The organism is Pseudomonas sp. LAP_36 (assembly GCF_019456785.1).
GTDB classification, from domain to species: Bacteria; Pseudomonadota; Gammaproteobacteria; order Pseudomonadales; family Pseudomonadaceae; genus Aquipseudomonas; species Aquipseudomonas tritici.
This window is the reverse complement of the sequence record NZ_JAHZMS010000006.1, coordinates 39201-56102: the sequence shown is the minus strand read 5'-3', so window position 1 is coordinate 56102 and position 16902 is coordinate 39201. Positions and strand designations below refer to the sequence as shown.

The 16902-nt window shown below is 61.4% G+C and carries 13 protein-coding genes; 1 reads left to right on the top strand and 12 read right to left on the bottom strand.

The annotated features are described in order from the left end of the window. Window position 1: 1 nt before the first annotated feature. From ureA to urtA, 7 genes are all read right to left on the bottom strand, one after another. Window positions 2–304 carry an urease subunit gamma gene (gene ureA / locus JBO08_RS19360; RefSeq protein WP_003171437.1) on the bottom strand — a complete coding sequence of 101 codons (303 nt, stop codon included), beginning with the start codon at window positions 302–304 and terminating at the stop codon, window positions 2–4. Window positions 305–363: 59 nt separating this feature from the next. After that, window positions 364–1203: an urease accessory protein UreD gene (locus tag JBO08_RS19355; RefSeq protein WP_065874310.1), complete on the bottom strand. Its 840-nt coding sequence runs from the start codon at window positions 1201–1203 to the stop codon at window positions 364–366. 30 nt (window positions 1204–1233) lie between these two features. After that, on the bottom strand, window positions 1234–1932 hold the full coding sequence (gene urtE / locus JBO08_RS19350) for an urea ABC transporter ATP-binding subunit UrtE (RefSeq protein ID WP_049710245.1): 699 nt from the start codon (window positions 1930–1932) through the stop codon (window positions 1234–1236). A 12-nt stretch (window positions 1933–1944) separates the two neighbouring features. Further along, the gene (urtD, locus tag JBO08_RS19345) at window positions 1945–2778 is read right to left on the bottom strand and encodes an urea ABC transporter ATP-binding protein UrtD (protein ID WP_162490584.1); all 834 of its coding nucleotides are present in this window, start codon (window positions 2776–2778) and stop codon (window positions 1945–1947) included. Then, window positions 2775–3842, bottom strand: coding sequence for an urea ABC transporter permease subunit UrtC (gene urtC, locus JBO08_RS19340; protein WP_065874309.1), 1068 nt, complete (start codon window positions 3840–3842; stop codon window positions 2775–2777). Before urtC ends, urtD begins: the two co-directional genes overlap by 4 nt. Further along, window positions 3842–5344 carry an urea ABC transporter permease subunit UrtB gene (urtB, locus tag JBO08_RS19335; protein ID WP_220074860.1) on the bottom strand — a complete coding sequence of 501 codons (1503 nt, stop codon included), beginning with the start codon at window positions 5342–5344 and terminating at the stop codon, window positions 3842–3844. Before urtB ends, urtC begins: the two co-directional genes overlap by 1 nt. Window positions 5345–5486: 142 nt before the next feature. After that, window positions 5487–6752, bottom strand: coding sequence for an urea ABC transporter substrate-binding protein (gene urtA / locus JBO08_RS19330; protein ID WP_065874307.1), 1266 nt, complete (start codon window positions 6750–6752; stop codon window positions 5487–5489). 316 nt (window positions 6753–7068) lie between these two features. Here urtA and JBO08_RS19325 point away from each other — a divergent pair, with 316 nt between their 5' ends. After that, on the top strand, window positions 7069–11676 hold the full coding sequence (locus tag JBO08_RS19325) for a DUF4329 domain-containing protein (RefSeq protein ID WP_220074859.1): 4608 nt from the start codon (window positions 7069–7071) through the stop codon (window positions 11674–11676). 18 nt (window positions 11677–11694) lie between these two features. Here JBO08_RS19325 and JBO08_RS19320 read toward each other — a convergent pair whose 3' ends face one another. The 5 genes from JBO08_RS19320 to JBO08_RS19300 form a co-directional block, all read right to left on the bottom strand. Then, a complete protein-coding gene (locus tag JBO08_RS19320) occupies window positions 11695–13077 on the bottom strand; it encodes a PepSY domain-containing protein (protein WP_220074858.1) in 1383 nt (460 codons plus the stop codon). Between the two features lie 115 nt (window positions 13078–13192). Then, window positions 13193–15262, bottom strand: a complete 2070-nt coding sequence (locus tag JBO08_RS19315) for a TonB-dependent copper receptor (RefSeq protein WP_220074857.1) — start codon at window positions 15260–15262, stop codon at window positions 13193–13195. Window positions 15263–15355: 93 nt separating this feature from the next. Continuing rightward, the gene (locus tag JBO08_RS19310) at window positions 15356–15745 is read right to left on the bottom strand and encodes a DUF2946 domain-containing protein (protein WP_065909658.1); all 390 of its coding nucleotides are present in this window, start codon (window positions 15743–15745) and stop codon (window positions 15356–15358) included. An 11-nt stretch (window positions 15746–15756) separates the two neighbouring features. After that, a complete protein-coding gene (locus JBO08_RS19305; protein ID WP_049710236.1) occupies window positions 15757–16239 on the bottom strand; it encodes a copper chaperone PCu(A)C in 483 nt (160 codons plus the stop codon). Window positions 16240–16286: 47 nt separating this feature from the next. Beyond that, complete coding sequence (locus tag JBO08_RS19300; RefSeq protein WP_065874302.1) at window positions 16287–16682, bottom strand: DUF2946 domain-containing protein; 396 nt, start codon at window positions 16680–16682, stop codon at window positions 16287–16289. Window positions 16683–16902: the final 220 nt, after the last annotated feature.

Genomic DNA, 16902 nt, shown 5'->3' with positions numbered 1-16902 from the left:
CTTACGCAATGGGTTGGTGGACGGTGACCAGCTTGGTGCCGTCGGGGAAGGTGGCTTCTACCTGGATATCCGGGATCATTTCCGGGATACCTTCCATCACCTGCTCGCGGCTGAGCAGGGTGGTGCCGTAGTGCATCAGGTCGGCCACGGTGCGGCCGTCGCGGGCGCCTTCCATCAAGGCGGCGGAGATGTAGGCGATGGTTTCCGGGTAGTTGAGCTTCACCCCGCGCGCCAGGCGACGCTCGGCTACCAAACCGGCGGTGAAGATCAGCAGTTTGTCTTTTTCCCGTGGGGTCAGGTCCATGGTTCAAGGTCTCTCTTAGACAGCATTCTTATCAACAATGGAGATCCAGTGTGGGATCTTCATGTGCTCCAGATTCTCGGTGATACCGCTTCCCTGCCTAATACGGCCGGGCGCAACACGCGCCATAAATCAATCAACCACCCCCGTGCCAGCAGCGCTTCGCTGGCCAAACAACGGGCCACCAGCAAGCCGGGCAATTGGGTGAGATCGCCACGCACCGCGTGGGGCAGGGCGCGGCAGGTTTCCAGTAATTCAGGGTCAATATCAGCGGTCAGCAACAGCGTGGCAAACACCGGTTGTCCGTCCAGGCCGATAGGTGAATCGAGCAAACCGTCGGCGCCCACAATGCGCTGGCGCTCATGCCAGAGCAACTGGCCGTCGCGGCGGATATCCAGGTGCGACTGGAAGTGGCCCAGGTCAAAACGCTCGCCACTGGCCGGGCGACCGAGGGCGACCACGTCCCAGTAGAACAGTCGCGCATCGCCTTGCAGCTCAATGCGCGTGGTGAGTTCGGCCTGGGCGGCGCTGAATACAATGGTTTCCTGGGGTAGCCATTCCAGCGTCGCGCCGGCTTCGACCCTGAGGTCGAGCTGCTGAAACGCCGGCCCGTTGGCGCGGTACCACTTGGCCGCGCCGGGGCTGGTCAACTGTGCCCAGGCACCGGCACCGACGTGGGCGCTGATGTCCAGGCGATCGCCACCGGCAATCCCGCCCGGCGGGTGCACGATGATGTGCTGGCACACCTCGGGGCCTTCGGCATACAGGTGTTTTTGCACGCGCAGCGGGCCGAGGTGGCGACGCATCACCGGGCGCGTGGTGTCGCCGAAACGCGCGTAGCCGAGTTCCAGCTCGGCGTGCCAGCTGGGGGTGAACAGGGCGGAAGTAAGGGGCAGGTTCATGTTGTGTGCTTATCGTCAGGACGCTACAGGTTAGATCGTAACCAGGCCGCGTACACCCTCGCTTTCCATATTTTCACCACGGCCCTGCTGCACGATTTCACCCCGGGACATCACCAGGTATTGATCGGCCAGTTCCGCGGCAAAGTCGTAGAACTGCTCGACCAGCAGGATTGCCATATCGCCACGCTCAGCGAGTTTCTTGATCACCGCGCCGATCTCCTTGATCACCGACGGCTGGATGCCTTCGGTGGGCTCATCGAGGATCAACAGGCGCGGACGGCTGGCCAGGGCCCGGCCGATGGCGAGCTGTTGTTGCTGGCCGCCGGACAGGTCACCGCCACGGCGATGCTTCATTTGCAGCAACACCGGGAACAATTCGTAGATGAAGGCGGGCACTTCCTTGGCTTCTGAGCCCGGAAAACGCGAGAGCCCCATCAGCAGGTTTTCTTCCACGGTCAGCCGACCAAAAATCTCCCGGCCCTGGGGCACGTAGGCAATCCCGGCATGCACGCGCTGATGCGGCTTGAACCCGGTGATGGCCTTGCCTTCCCAATTCACCACGCCTTCCTTGGAGGGCAGCAGACCCATCAGGCATTTGAGCAGGGTGGTCTTGCCTACGCCGTTACGGCCGAGCAGGCAGGTGACTTCGCCGACTTTCACATCAAAGGACAGCCCGCGCAGGATGTGGCTACCGCCGTAATACTGGTGCAACTTATCGACTTGCAGCATATTCAACTCTCCTCAGCGACCGAGATAGACCTCGATCACCCGCTCATTTTCCTGCACCTGCTCCAGCGACCCTTCGGCCAGCACGCTGCCTTGGTGCAACACGGTCACGTGGTCGGCAATCGAGCCGACAAACCCCATGTCATGTTCCACCACCATCAGCGAGTGCTTGCCCGCCAGGCGCTTGAACAGTTCGGCGGTGAATTCGGTTTCGGCGTCGGTCATGCCCGCTACCGGCTCGTCCAACAGCAGCAGTTGCGGGTCTTGCATCAGGAGCATGCCGATCTCCAGGAACTGCTTCTGGCCGTGGGACAGCAAGCCGGCCGGGCGCTGTGCCGAAGCGGTGAGACGAATGGTGTCGAGCACTTCATCGATACGGTCCTTCTGCTCACCGCTCAGGCGTGCGCGCAGGCTGGCCCACACCGATTTATCGGTCTTCTGCGCCAGCTCCAGGTTTTCAAACACGCTCAGGGCTTCGAATACCGTGGGCTTCTGGAACTTGCGCCCAATGCCAGCCTGGGCGATCTGCACTTCGCTCATACCGGTGAGGTCGAGGTTTTCGCCAAACCAGGCGGTGCCATGGCTGGGGCGAGTCTTGCCGGTGATCACGTCCATCAGCGTGGTCTTGCCCGCGCCGTTGGGGCCGATGATGCAGCGCAATTCGCCGACGCCGATGTACAGGTTCAAATCGTTGAGTGCCTTGAAGCCATCGAAGCTGACGCTGATGTCTTCCAGGGTCAGGATGGTGCCGTGGCGGGTGTTCAGGCCCTTGCCGGCGGCCTGGCCAATGCCGATGGCATCGCGGCCGCTGCCTGCGTCGAAAATAGGTTCAAGCATGACGTTCCTCATTTCTTCAGCAGACCGATAACGCCCTTGGGCAGGTACAGGGTGACGATGATGAACAGCGCCCCGAGGAAGAACAGCCAATATTCCGGGAAGGCCACGGTGAACCAGCTCTTCATGCCATTCACCACCCCTGCGCCCAGCAGCGGGCCGATCAACGTCCCTCGCCCGCCCAAGGCCACCCACACCGCCGCTTCAATCGAGTTGGTCGGCGACATTTCACTGGGGTTGATGATGCCCACTTGTGGTACATACAGCGCCCCGGCCAACCCACACAACACCGCGCTCAACACCCACACGAACAGCTTGAAGCCACGTGGGTCGTAGCCGCAGAACATCAGGCGGTTCTCGGCGTCGCGCAAGGCGGTCAGCACCCGACCGAACTTGCTCTTGGCCAGGCGCCAGCCGATGTACAGGCTCGCCACCAGCAGCAGCACCGTTGCCACAAACAACACTGCCCGCGTGCCCGGCTCGGTAATCCCAAAGCCGAGAATGCTGCGGAAATTGGTGAAGCCGTTGTTGCCGCCAAAACCAGTCTCGTTGCGGAAAAACAGGAGCATCCCGGCGAAGGTCAGGGCCTGGGTCATGATCGAGAAATACACGCCCTTGATCCGCGAGCGGAAGGCGAAGAAACCAAAGACCAGTGCCAGCAGACCAGGCGCCAGCACCACCAGGCACATGGCCCAGAGGAAGTGCTCGGTGCCGACCCAGTACCAGGGCAATTCCGTCCACGAGAGGAAGGTCATGAACGCCGGCAACTCATCGCCGGACGCCTGGCGCATCAAGTACATGCCCATCGCATAGCCGCCCAGGGCAAAGAACAAACCGTGGCCGAGAGACAACATACCGGCATAGCCCCACACCAGGTCCAGCGCGAGGGCGACGATGGCGTAGCAGAGGATCTTGCCCACCAGCGTCAGGGTGTAGGCCGACACATGCAGCGGGTTTTCCGGTGACAGCAAGGAACACAACGGCAGCGCCAGCAGCAGGATCAGGATCACTGCGCCGACGGCAATCGTCACCTTGGGGCCGGCCTTTTGCGCGGCCGTAAGCATCAATGGCTGGTTCATCAGTCGATCACCCGTCCTTTCAGTGCGAAGAGTCCCTGCGGGCGTTTCTGGATAAACAGAATGATCAGCGCGAGGATCAGGATTTTGCCGAGCACGGCACCGATCTGTGGTTCCAGAATCTTGTTGGCGATGCCCAGCCCGAAGGCGGCCATGACACTCCCGGCCAACTGGCCGACGCCGCCGAGCACCACGACGAGGAACGAGTCGATGATGTAGCTCTGGCCCAGGTCCGGGCCGACGTTGCCGATCTGACTCAGCGCCACACCGCCCAACCCGGCAATGCCGGAACCCAGGCCAAACGCGAGCATGTCCACGCGGCCTGTCGGTACGCCGCAGCATGCGGCCATGTTGCGGTTCTGGGTCACGGCACGCACGTTGAGGCCCAGGCGAGTCTTGTTCAGCAGCAGCCAGGTCAGCACCACCACGCACAATGCGAAAGCGATGATCACAATGCGGTTGTACGGCAGCACGAGGTTGGGCAGCACTTGAATCCCGCCCGACAGCCATTCGGGGTTGGACACTTCGACGTTCTGCGCGCCGAACACCAGGCGCACCAACTGGATCAGCATCAGGCTGATGCCCCAGGTGGCCAGCAGGGTTTCCAGCGGCCGACCGTACAGGTGACGAATCACCGTGCGCTCCAGCGCCATGCCGATGGCAGCGGTGACAAAAAACGCCACCGGTAGCGCGATCAGCGGGTAGAACTCAATGGCTTGCGGCACGTAGCGCTGCATCAGCATTTGCACCACATACGTGGAGTAGGCGCCGAGCATCAGCATCTCGCCGTGGGCCATATTGATCACGCCGAGCAGGCCGAAGGTGATCGCCAGGCCCAGGGCCGCCAGCAACAGAATCGAGCCCAGGGACATGCCGCTGAAGGCCTGGCCGAGGAGCTCGCCGACCATCAACTTGCGTTTGACCTGGGCCAGGCTGGTTTCGGCGGCGGTGTGCACGGCGGCATCGGTTTCGATGCCTGGTGCCAGCAGCGCCTCAAGGCGGGTGCGGGCCAGTGGGTCGCCGGTGTTGCCGAGTAAGCGCACAGCGGCAAGGCGCACCACGGGATCAGGGTCGACCAGTTGCAGATTGGCCAACGCCAGGCTGAGTGCCGTGTGCACGTCCTCATCTGTTTCGGCGGCGACCTGCTGGTCGAGGAATTTCAGCTGCGCAGGTTGCGCGCTTTTTTGCAGGGTTTGCGCGGCGGCGAGGCGCACCTTGGGGTCGGCGGCGAGCAGTTGCTGGCTGGCCCGTACGTTGTCGATCAAGCCGCGCAGACGGTTGTTCAGGCGGACGGTTTTGGTCTCGCCGTTGACGGTGAGTTGGCCTTGTTGCAAGGCGTCCACCAACTCGATACGCGCCGGGTCAGGCTGCGCAGCCCAGTCCTGCAGGAACTTGGCTTGTTGGGTCGGGTTGGCAGACAGGAAGTCTTCGGCGTCGCTGGCGTGTGCGGCGAAAGGCAGCAACAGCAGGGTAGCCAGGATGAAGCGGTAGAAGGCAGTGGGCATATTCGTGGGCCTTGCTCGAACTAATGTGGGAGCCTGGCTTGCCTGCGATAGCGGTACATCAGACAAACCGAGTCGTCTGCATCGCAGGCAAGCCAGCTCCCACAGGGTGTGTGTCGGCACTCAAGTGCCGACACCCCTCGGATCAGTTGCTCTTCACGGCATAATCCGGCTTCTTGTCATTCCCCGGAATGTACGGGCTCCACGGCTGCGCCCGGATCGGTTCCTGGGTCTGCCACACCACCGAGAACTGCCCGTCAGCCTGGATCTCGCCGATCATCACTGGCTTGTGCAGGTGATGGTTGGTCTTGTCCATGGTCAGGGTGAAGCCGGACGGCGCAGCAAAGGTCTGCCCGGCCAGTGCTTCACGCACTTTGTCGACGTCGGTGGACTTGGCTTTTTCAGCCGCCTGCGCCCACATATGGATGCCCACGTAGGTGGCTTCCATCGGGTCGTTGGTCACGGCTTTGTCGGCGCCCGGCAGGTTGTGTTTCTTCGCGTAGGCTTTCCAGTCGGCGACAAATTTCTTGTTGACCGGGTTCTCCACCGACTGGAAGTAGTTCCAGGCAGCGAGGTTGCCCACCAGCGGCTTGGTGTCGATGCCGCGCAGTTCTTCTTCACCCACCGAGAACGCCACCACGGGTACGTCGGTGGCTTTCAAACCCTGGTTGGCCAGTTCCTTATAGAACGGCACGTTGGAGTCGCCGTTTACGGTGGAGATCACAGCGGTCTTGCCGCCCGCCGAGAATTTTTTGATGTTGGCCACGATGGTTTGGTAATCGGCATGACCGAACGGGGTGTAGACCTCTTCGATATCTTTATCCGCTACGCCTTTGGAATGCAGGAACGAGCGCAGGATTTTATTGGTGGTGCGTGGGTACACGTAGTCGGTGCCCAGCAGGAAGAAGCGTTTGGCGCTGCCGCCTTCTTCGCTCATCAGGTATTCCACTGCCGGAATCGCCTGCTGGTTCGGCGCCGCACCGGTATAGAACACGTTTGGCGACATCTCTTCGCCCTCGTATTGAACCGGGTAGAACAGCAGGCCGTTGAGCTCTTCGAACACCGGCAATACCGATTTACGCGACACCGAGGTCCAGCAACCGAACACCACGGCGACCTTGTCCTGGGTCAGCAACTGTCGGCCTTTCTCGGCGAACAGCGGCCAGTTCGACGCCGGGTCGACGACCACAGGTTCGAGCATCTTGCCGTTTACCCCGCCCTTGGCGTTGATCTCGTCGATGGTCATCAACGCCATGTCTTTGAGCGACGTTTCGGAGATCGCCATGGTGCCGGACAGCGAATGCAGGATGCCGACCTTGATGGTCTCGGCAGCCTGGATCGTCCAGGTCATGCCCATGGCGGCGATGGATGCCGAAAGAGTGAAAGCCTTGATCAAGCTGCGACGCTTCATGGTGCGATCTCCGTGACCGATATTTTTATGGGTGGCAGATGAGGGACGTTGCAGAGGTGATAGCAAGGGGTGTGCCGAAGTCGCAAAAGCCTTGAACAGATGGCGTGGCGGGGTAGCGCAAGGTTGCTAGCGCACCAATGTGGCTCCCGGTTGCAGCGGGTGGGCACGGGGATGTGCCGTAATGGTGCGTGCTGCCAACGCCGGACAACGGTGAGCGCTGATCCCGCAGGCTACTTATCTACCGATTGAAAGACGCGCCCCGCCCTAAGAATGAGGGGCCGGGCGCTATGCCCAGGCATTCTTTCAAGGAGTTGAAATGGCTATCAGATTGTCACGTGAAGAACGCGCTGCGAGTTCGAACCGGGGGGCGGCCAAGCTGCCGCCGCTGAGCCCTGCGTTTGTGAATGAAGCGGACGCCGCCTACTGGGCACACCAGGCAATCGGCGACCGGCGCGATGTCGAGTACGGTGGGGTGATTGTGCGCAGTTCCGCCGGTGACTATTTCGCGACCCAGCCGGTGGCGGGGGCGGGTATGCAGTTTGATCTGCGCGCGGTATTGGGCATCAGCGCCGATGGCTACTATCTTCAGCCAGCGGGCTATACCTGTGTCGCCAGCTACCACTCACACCCTGCGCAGCATGAGTTGATTCTCCAAAGAAACGCCAGTTTTGATGAGCGCATGGCCAAAGCGTTTCTGGGTTTTTTGTCTAGCACGGACTTTTACAGGGATGTGCATGATCGCGACTTTTTCCCATCGTCCTACTTGTCCGGGCCGGATGGCTCGCTGATCCGCCATACCCCCTCCGGTACGCCGGCAGAATTCAGTTTTGCCTTGTGGGTGCAGGCTGGAAAGCCGCCCAATAGCCCGGTGGGGGTGTATGGCGGGTTTGATGAGTTCGTCAAAAAAATAGCCACGTTCGGCTCCTTGAGCTTGATTGTGCCCACCGCGTTGTGGGGCGGCTCCGTTGGCCGAGTACCGGCCGATTGGGTGGTATTCGAACCTTTTTCGTCGTCAGCGCTGACCGAGCAGCCACTGTTCACTGCCGTCTTTGCCCAGGCGCCGTTGGCGCTGGCGGCAGCGCTCTCTTCACCGTCGGCACAGCCTACGGAGCCGCGCGTTGGCGTTGTGCTCAAGCACATCAGCGAAGACCGTTTTATCGCGACCATCGCGTCGCCCAAGCGTGAGCCTTTGTTTGCGCTGGATGCATTGTTTCCAAAGGGGCCTGGCGGCGTGTTGGTGTTGCCTGCCCAGTATCGTCTGGAGGCCATTTACTTCAACGACTGGTACGAGAAGGATGCCGTGGCGGCGAAAGAGCGCTGGCTGGCCAGCGCGTTCTTTTCTCCTGCACAAGTGGTGGCCGCTATTCGTCAGGGGCAAAGTACGCTGGCCCTGCAAAACCCCAGCCGCGGTCTTGACCTCTACATGCGTGCCCATGACGACGCGTTGCTCAAGCTCAAGGTGCCGTCGACAGCACTGGTCACCGAGCTGTTCAAGCCAGATAGCGACGGCCTAATCAGTGACAACGGCGCCCAGGCTGCACTGGTCGCCGGTACGCTGACACCGCGCAACTATTTACGCAGGGTGATCCAAGCCACTGAGCTGTGGGTGGTGCAGGCGGGTAACTTATGGCGTGATGTTGGGCGCGTGGATACGCACTCGCCGCTGTTGGCCCCGAAGTATCCGCAGGCCTTTGGGCGCTCGTTTCTCAGCGCTCGTGATGCGGCTCTGCACGCCCATGAACAAATCGGCAGCCGACGCAGCCTCTATTACGGCGGGTATGTGCTCAAGGGGGCAGACGGCCGTTTCGTGGTCACGCCGCCCCTGCAAAGCATGGGACATCCGTTTTCGTCCACGCTGTTTTTTCCCGTGGGTGACCAAGGGGCGCTGATCCCGATGGAGGATTATGAGCTGCACGCACGCTACGGCTCGCATACGGCGCTGTCGATGGTCCATCCGAACTGGGTCATGCAACGTGGCTGGACGCAGGAAGAAGCGCTGATCAACCTGCAAGTGTTTTCCGATGACGAGATGTACTCGATCATCTCGGATGAACGGGTGGCCTACCTGTCCGGGGCGCAGGATTGTTTGCTGGAGTACGCGCCGACCAATTCGCCTCAGGAACAGTTGCTGCTGGCCAATATTGGCCCTCCGGCCGGGGAGAACCGACTCGGGCGGCGACTCGATCGCGGTGTGATCAGGCCGGCTGATTGGGTGCGGCGACTGGCGGTTGCAGGGGAGTTCAAAATCATCCAGGGCAACACGTTGTGGGGCCCACGTGGGGTTGTCTACAGTGATTGGTCGCCCAACTTCACCTATGCACCCAGGTTCGGACCACTCGATTACGTCCTCTATAGTGCGGTGTTCTCCAGTGGCGATGATGCTGCGCGTAACCTGCATGCGCGTTTGCAGGAACGCACAGTTCCCGAGCCGGCCTGCTATGCGTACATCCTTAAGCATAAAGACCTGCCGCAGTACATTGCGACCGAAGCGGTGGGCGCCGTCAACGCAGGTGCGCTGTTTGAGTTCAATCGCTTGTTCGCTCGCAACCTACGTAATGAACCGATATTGCCCGAGGGCTATGAGATGCACGCCTTGTTCCGGTCGCAGCATTGGTCGCCGCCGTGGCTGAAGGGGGCGAATGCGTGGTTGACGCAGTATTTTGTTACGCCGGAAGTGTTGCTGGTCGCGTTGACCGAAGGCCTGCGCGATAGAGCACAGAGTCTGCCGGTTTACTTTTCCAACCTTGACGGTGCGCTTTTGCGCTATCAGCCATCATTGATCGACGTGAAAGCCGGAGGCCTGGCGGACAACGTGCTGGGGATCGCAAGCACGCAGTTGGAGTCCGGCAAGAAAACGGCGTTGGAGTTTGTCCAGGAATGGATCGCCAAGGGCATGCTTTACGTGGTGCGCGGCAGTCAGCTCTGGGATAGGAGCGGGCAGGTCAAGCCGACGTGGAGTGGCTATGAAACGCTGACGCCTCGACGCCTGAGCCCGGCGTTTGCCTCACCGGATGATGCGGCACGCCATGCCGCGGTTGCGGTCGGCAGCAGGCAGCGCCGGACCTACGGTGGCGTCATCCTCAGGCTGACCAATGGCCTGTTTGTGGCGACTGAACCGTTGGTGGTCCCGGCTCAAGGCCCAACACTGGAGTGGATCTACCCTGACCCCGTGATTGCGACTGGCCTCTATCCAGGGGGCGCGACCCTTGCGGCTTTCTACCAGTCCCGGATGGAACAGGAGGTGCAGATACTGTTGTCGGCTTCTCAAAAAGTCCTTTATCAAAGCATGATCCCCACGGCGGTTTTGGGCAGGCTGCTGACCCGTGAAGCGCACGTTAAACGCCAGTATGTGTTCGGGCCAAATGGCACGATCCTCAGTTATCAGTTGACGGGCGATGTCGAGGAAGCGCTGTTGAGAAACAAGTTGGTCGCTACAACCCCTGGCGCTGGCGACTTGAGTGATAACCCCATCGAACGACAACTGCGCAGTGGAGCACTGCTACCGCAGGCATTTATCGATCAAGTGGCACGGGCCGGCAATTTGCGTGTGGTGGAAGGCAATGCAGTGTGGGGCAGTCCCAGACGGATACAAATCGGGTTTGTGCCGAATCAGTACCGCGCTGGCCCATTGGAGGTGCGCGATGCTGAAGCCGACTCACCGTGCGGCCCGATCTTTACCCGCGCACTCGATGCGGTTCGGCATGTCTACCGTAATTGGAACGCACAGGCTCAGGTTGCCGTCGGTTATGTGCTCAAGGCGTTTGGCAAGGAGCTGTACATGACGACCCTGCCGCTTGTCAGAGACCGTTATGACGATTTGAAACCGGTCTTTGTCAAGGGCCAACTACCCCAAGGCTATGTGTTGGCGGGTTTGTACTTGTGCGCGTCGACCGAAACCATCGCTGCCGCTGACGATGAAATGGCCCAGCACTTCTTTGCGCCGCCCGCCATCTCCAAAGCGTTGTCATTCATGACGACGCCACGCAACGGCGAGGCATTGCCGCTGTACCTGCTATGCGCTGACCGTGCACTGCTTTGGTATACCGTGCCCAAGAGCGCGCCCGTGTCCGAATGGGCAAGCAATGTGAGCCACGATTCGGCGCGACTGCGCGAGGGCTCGTTAACCGTACTCGACTATGTGCGCCGGCTGGCAGCCATGGGGGATTTGCGCATCCGGGTCACCAGTGAAATATGGGGGCGCAAGGAGCAGGTCACGACGCTATGGTGGCCCAAGCGGCCGCCGCATTCGTTCACTGCCGACCCCCATTTCCATTCATTTTGCGGGCCGTTGTTTTTTTATGCCGATGACGCAGCCCGTTACGCTCAGCGATTGATCGCGCCCTTTGCCGGTAAAACGTACCTAGGCGCGGTGCTGATGCCTCCGAAAATGACCGGGTTTGTCGCGATCGATCCCGTGGAGGACAGCCCCGGTTTTGGTAACAGTACGCTGGAGTTGCTGTTCTGGACGGGGCATGCCGGGTTCGACGTACCGGCTGAGAATGTGCTGCGCAATTACAAAGTTGCGGCGGTGCATGCCTTCTACAAGTCCATCCCGTCGAAGCCCAATCTCAAGCCGCTTGACCTCGTCCTGTTACCTAATTTTATCTCCAGCGACGTACTGAACCGCTACCTGTCTGTGGTGCTGAGTAACCAGCCCGACGCCGAGCGTATTTACCTGTCCTGCCAGCATGGTGCCCTGCTCAAGTACATACCGGCGCTGACGGCGGCCGAGTCGACGATACTCAGCGCCCGGCCAGCGCCTTCCCCGAGTGCGCTGGTCAGTCGTTTGAGGCAACTGGGCAGCCTGTCGGTGCTGGTCACTGATACGTTCTGGAGAAAACGTGGGCCGTTGGGTGATGAATGGGCCGCGATAGATCCGGATGTAGGCGAGCCCTGGTATGGCCATCAAAAAGATGAGCTTTGATGACGGCGTTTGTGCGCTTCATCGTGAACCTGAGACCGATTGATGCTGGCCAAAAAAGCGTGACAGCACCAGGCGATCCAGCGCCCACACGACGATCAGCGATGCACCCACCAGCGGAAAAATGATCGCCAGCCCGAGCATGATCACCATCGCGGTTTTCCATCTCGGCAGGTCATGGCGTAACGGCGGAACCCCCAGGCCGCCCTGTGGCCGGCGCTTCCACCAGATCACTACACCGCTGACGGCACTGAGCAGGATCATCAGGCAGATCAGCAACACGATGATCTGGTTGATCGGGCCGAACATCTTGCCTTCGTGCAGCATCACGCCGGTTTCGGTGGCGCGGGCGACCAGGTTGTAGTGCTCCCAACGCACATCGGCGAGCACCTTGCCGGTGTACTGGTCCACATGCAGGGTGGCGTCGTTGCGCGGGTCGTTGGCGAACACCGCAACGGTGAACACGCCTTCGGCGGTGGTGGGGAAGGTGATGCTGTAGCCGGGCTCGACCTTGCTCGCGGTGGCCAGGTCGACCACCTGTTGCAGGCGCAAGGTGGGCGCGGCCGGCGCGGAGTGCATCGCGCCGTGATTCATGTGCTCGGCGTGGTCGCCGGACATCGGCATCGGGGTGTTTTCCATGGCCCAGGGCACGGTCTGTTGCGTTGCGGTATTGAGTGCTCGCGCCTGCTGGTCGGACTGCGGCACGTTGTTCCACATGGCCGCCGGGAACCTGTTCCACAGGTCGGCGTATTGCTTGCCCCAGAAGCCGGTCCAGGTCATGCCGCTGAGCAGCATCACCAGCAACAGTGACGCGCCCCAGAAGCCGGTGACCGCATGCATGTCGCGCCAGAACACCCGGCCACGACTGCTGAACCGCGGCCACAAAACGCCTGCCGAAGACTTGCCGCGCGGCCACCACAGGTACAGGCCCGACACCACCAGCATCACGCCCCAACCGGCGGCGAGTTCCACCAGGCGGTCGCCGACGGTGCCGATCATCAGCTCGCCGTGCAGCGCGCGGGCGATGGCTTGCAGGTTGTATTTGGCGTCCTGCTCACCGAGCACGGTGCCGCGATACGGGTCGACGAAGACCGTCACTTCGCGGCCGCCGTTGTGCATCACGAATTGCGCGCTGCTGGTGGCGCTGGCCGGCGGCAGGTATTTGCTGATGGCGCCCTGAGGGTAAGCGGCCTTGGCGCGTTGCAGTTGTTCGTCGGCGCTCAGGGCGTGTTCGGCGGCGGTTACGGTGAGCAGGTTGCCGTACATCAGCGGGTCGAGCTGGGGTTTGAACAGGTAGATGATGCCGGTGAGGGCCAGCAGCACCATGAAAGGCGCGACGAAGAGGCCGGCGTAGAAGTGCCAGCGCCAGGCCAGGTTGTAGAAGGAAATTTTTTGAGTGGTCATCAGGTGCTCCGCAAAGGCTTTAATTTTTGTCGTCAGGTATGCCGCTATCGCGGGCCAGCCCGCTCCCACAGGTGGATGCATTTCGCCTGTGGGAGCAGGCTTGCCTGCGATGCTTTTAGAAGCTCATGTCCACCTTGGTCCACAGGGTGCGACCAGGCTCCTTGATGGCCTGCGGGTCATTGGCCGGGTAGCCGAACCCGGCATTGCCGGCCAGGTTCAAGTGCTCGGCGTAGGCCTTGCCAAACAGGTTGTCGACGCCGCTGCTGACCTTGAAGTGCTTGTTGATGCGGTACGCCGCGTTCAACGAGAACACGCCAAAGCCGCCGCTCTTGTCGAAGTCCTTGCCGACCACGTTGCCCTTGTTCTGATCGATGCGGTTCTGCGCGGCGACCACGCGCCACAAGGCGCCAGCACTCCAGTCGTCCTCGCTGTAGGTGAGGCCCAGGCGTGCGTCCAGCGGCGGCATTTGCGGTAGCGCCCTGCCGTCTCTGCTGTTCTTGCCCCAGGCGTAGGCGAGGGTGGCGTCGGCCTTCCAATGGCGCGTCAGTTTGTACGCCGCGCCCAGTTCGCCGCCCATGATGCGAGCGTCGACGTTACGCGCCTGTGAGGTGGTGCCCATCATCCCTGGCCTGTAGTCGAACAGGATGAAGTCCTGCACCCGGCCGATGTAACCCGAGGCCCAGGCGTCAAGCGCCTCGGCTTTGTATTGCGCGCCGACGTCGAGTTGGGTGGTTTTCTCTGGCTTCACGCCGTCGAAGGCATTCACCGAACCCGCCGCGCCGGTATTGGGGGAAAACAGCTCCCAATAATCCGGAAAACGCTCCGAGTGGCCCAAGCCCGCGTAGAGGGTGGCAGGGCTGTCGGCCAGGTCGTGTTCATAACGCACGAAGCCCGATGGCAATGTGTCGGCGCGGGTGTCGTCGGCGGTCGGGTTGGCGCGAGTGTTCATGCCGGAGCCGGTGGTTTGCCGGAAGTCCTTGGCCGAGGCACGATCCAGGCGTGCGCCAGTGATCAGGCGATCGCGGTCGGCGGCGTACCACGTGAGTTCGCCGAACACGCCGTAGTTGTGGAAGTTGGCGTCCTTGACCTTGGGGAGATCCTTGTAGGTGTCGATGCCCATGCTGCTGCGCTGGCGGTGTTCGTTGGTCTGCGCGTCCAGGCCGCTGATCAGTTGCACATCGGCCCAGCGCCAGGTGGCCTTGATCCGCGCGCCGAGGGTACGCCGGTCGACGTTGGAGGCCATCGGCCCGGCCATCATGCCGGTGCCCGACGGTGTGCGCAGGCTGTAGTTGTCCATCACGTGGTCAGCGTAGTTGTAGTAGACCTGGGCCTCGACCTTATCCAGCACGTCGCCGATGTTGGATTTTTCGAAACGCAGCCCCAGGCTTTCGCGCAGGAACTGCGAACCGTCCATGCCGCGCCCGGCGTAGCGTGCCTCGCCATCGCCACGGCCGGCGGTGAGTTCCAGCAGCGTGTCGGCGTCGGGGGTGAAACCGAGCGCTACATCACCGTTCCACTTGTCATAGCGCGAGGCGACGGTGTCGTTGTTGCTGTCCTTGTAGTCATCGGCATGCGCCTGGTTGCCAATTACCCGTACATAGCCCAGCGGCCCACCGGCGGCGGCATCGATGACCTTGTCGAAGCGTCCGTTGGAACCGGCCAGCACACTGGCGTTGAGGCGCGTGCCCAACTCGCCGAACTGCTCCGGCTCGCGCTCGAACAACACGGTGCCAGCGGATGCGCCGGGGCCCCAGAGCACGGTTTGCGGGCCTTTGATCACGGTGAGCTTGTCGTAGGTTTCCGGCGAGATGTACGAGGTGGGCGCATCCATACGGCCGGGGCAGGCGCCGAGCATCATGCTGCCATTGGTGAGGATATTCAGGCGTGAGCCGAACATCCCGCGCAGCACCGGGTCGCCGTTGGTGCCGCCGTTGCGCACCAGCGCAAAGCCCGGGATGGTCTTGAGGTAGTCACCGCCGTCACTGGCGGGCACCGGTTGACGCGGGTCCTTGGGGTTGGTGACCACGGTCAGCGGCGAGCTGGGGGCGATCGCGGTGATGACGGTGGGGGTGAGCTCGTGCTCGGCGTGCTCATCGGCATGCGCCTGTGGAACCAGAAGAGCGCCGCATAGAACGGCGAACACAGGAGTGCTTCCCAAACGGGTGTCAGCAGAAAACCTGGACATGACAAATTCCATCAATCAATCGTAAACAACACGGCCAGCAGCCTGCGGCTGTCTGTCTAAAGTCGGCCGGGGTGAAGTAACGGTGCTAAGTGCTTACGAGGCGATGGGCGGCGCGCGACTGCGGGCGCCGGGGAAGATGCTCTGCCGGGCGTGGCCCAGGCGCGTGGCGGCGGTGAGGGCGTTGGCAGGTGCCGGGCTGCTTAGGGTGAACGTTGAAATGCCGCCAGGCAGGGCGGGGCAGCTGTAGAGCAGGTCGCAATAGCCGCACTTGGACCAGAGGGCGTGGTGTTCGTCAGCGGCCTTTTTGTGATGGGAATCGCCATGGTCCATCGGCATTTCCATCGACATGCCGGCGTGATGATCCATCGGCATCGCTTGGGAAATCAGCGGACCGATAAAGATCATCAGCATGGCGAACAGGCTGATCCAACTGCCGCGCATTACGCGGTGGCGTGGAGACAGCCTGGCGCGAGGGGCGCCCATCTGGAGTCTGCCTATTGGGCGTGTTTATGCTCGTGTGTGGCCATTGGCGGCACCTTCTGCACCGACACTTCCACCTCGACCTTGCCGGCCTTTTCGAAGGTGAGGGTCAGCGGGAATTGCTTGCCGTCGGCCAACAGGCTGCGGTCTTTGAGGCCGAGCAGCATCACGTGATACGCCATCGGCGCAAAGGTCAGCTCGCCTTTTGCAGGTACGGCGACGCTGGGCACCTGCTGCATCTTCATCAGGTCGCCCTGCATCACATGCTCATGCAGCTCGGCCTTGTCGGCCACTGGCGTCTCGACGCTGAGCAGACGGTCCGGGGTAGCACCGGTGTTATGAATCACGAAGTACGCCGCAACAGTCGGCGCGTTGGGCGGCAATTCCTGGGACCAGGGATCGCTGACCAACAGGTCGCCGGCCTTGTAGTCATCGGCATTGGCAGCACTGAACACCGGCAGCAACAACGCAGCCAGAAGCAGGGAAGATTTGAGCATGGCAGTTCTCCAGAACGGTTCTAAACGCAGTTCACTTGCGAAGAAGATCAGACCGTTGGAGAGGCACGGGGGTTGAGGCTCGGCCATTGCTGGCGCGGGGTAGGGTTTTGCAGTGGGGGCTGCGGCAGGTTTTGCACCGCCTCGAACCGCGTGACATACAACTGCGGCACATGCCCCGGCAACGCCACCAACGGCGCCGAGCCTGAGCAACACCAGCAATGCTGCATGGTGGAGTGATCGTCCTGTTGTGGCGCCGGAATTTCCAGCGTGCCCAGGGCAATGGTCTTCAGGCTGGCGCCATTGGAGGAACAGAAACTGCCCCAGAGCAGTCTCTTGACCGGATCATCGGCTTGCTGCATCGCACTGGCCATCGGCATGGCAAAGGCGTTGAACAGCACTGCAAGGCAGGCGATCCAGGCGATTGCAAAGCGTTGACGGGCCATGGCGGACAATCCGTAGGGTTAAACGATCAGGGGGGTATTTAGCCTGATCGGTGGGGATAAGTAAAAAGGGTGGGTGTGGTTTGGTGTCGCAGTGACTGGTTACAGGATAGACGGGAACCACGGATTGCCAATTTTTGCAGATTGGGCGCGATGCTCAAGGTGCTGCGCAAACCTGTGGGAGCTTGCTTGCCTGCGATGGCATCGGGATCTGCGCATTTTT

Bases quoted from the DNA above. Each gene is read 5' to 3' on its own strand.
- ureA (WP_003171437.1), bottom strand. From the start codon at position 304: ATGGACCTGACCCCACGGGAAAAAGACAAACTGCTGATCTTCACCGCC.
- JBO08_RS19355 (WP_065874310.1), bottom strand. From the start codon at position 1,203: ATGAACCTGCCCCTTACTTCCGCCCTGTTCACCCCCAGCTGGCACGCC.
- urtE (WP_049710245.1), bottom strand. From the start codon at position 1,932: ATGCTGCAAGTCGATAAGTTGCACCAGTATTACGGCGGTAGCCACATC.
- urtD (WP_162490584.1), bottom strand. From the start codon at position 2,778: ATGAGGAACGTCATGCTTGAACCTATTTTCGACGCAGGCAGCGGCCGC.
- urtC (WP_065874309.1), bottom strand. From the start codon at position 3,842: ATGAACCAGCCATTGATGCTTACGGCCGCGCAAAAGGCCGGCCCCAAG.
- urtB (WP_220074860.1), bottom strand. From the start codon at position 5,344: ATGCCCACTGCCTTCTACCGCTTCATCCTGGCTACCCTGCTGTTGCTG.
- urtA (WP_065874307.1), bottom strand. From the start codon at position 6,752: ATGAAGCGTCGCAGCTTGATCAAGGCTTTCACTCTTTCGGCATCCATC.
- JBO08_RS19325 (WP_220074859.1), top strand. From the start codon at position 7,069: ATGGCTATCAGATTGTCACGTGAAGAACGCGCTGCGAGTTCGAACCGG.
- JBO08_RS19320 (WP_220074858.1), bottom strand. From the start codon at position 13,077: ATGACCACTCAAAAAATTTCCTTCTACAACCTGGCCTGGCGCTGGCAC.
- JBO08_RS19315 (WP_220074857.1), bottom strand. From the start codon at position 15,262: ATGTCCAGGTTTTCTGCTGACACCCGTTTGGGAAGCACTCCTGTGTTC.
- JBO08_RS19310 (WP_065909658.1), bottom strand. From the start codon at position 15,745: ATGGGCGCCCCTCGCGCCAGGCTGTCTCCACGCCACCGCGTAATGCGC.
- JBO08_RS19305 (WP_049710236.1), bottom strand. From the start codon at position 16,239: ATGCTCAAATCTTCCCTGCTTCTGGCTGCGTTGTTGCTGCCGGTGTTC.
- JBO08_RS19300 (WP_065874302.1), bottom strand. From the start codon at position 16,682: ATGGCCCGTCAACGCTTTGCAATCGCCTGGATCGCCTGCCTTGCAGTG.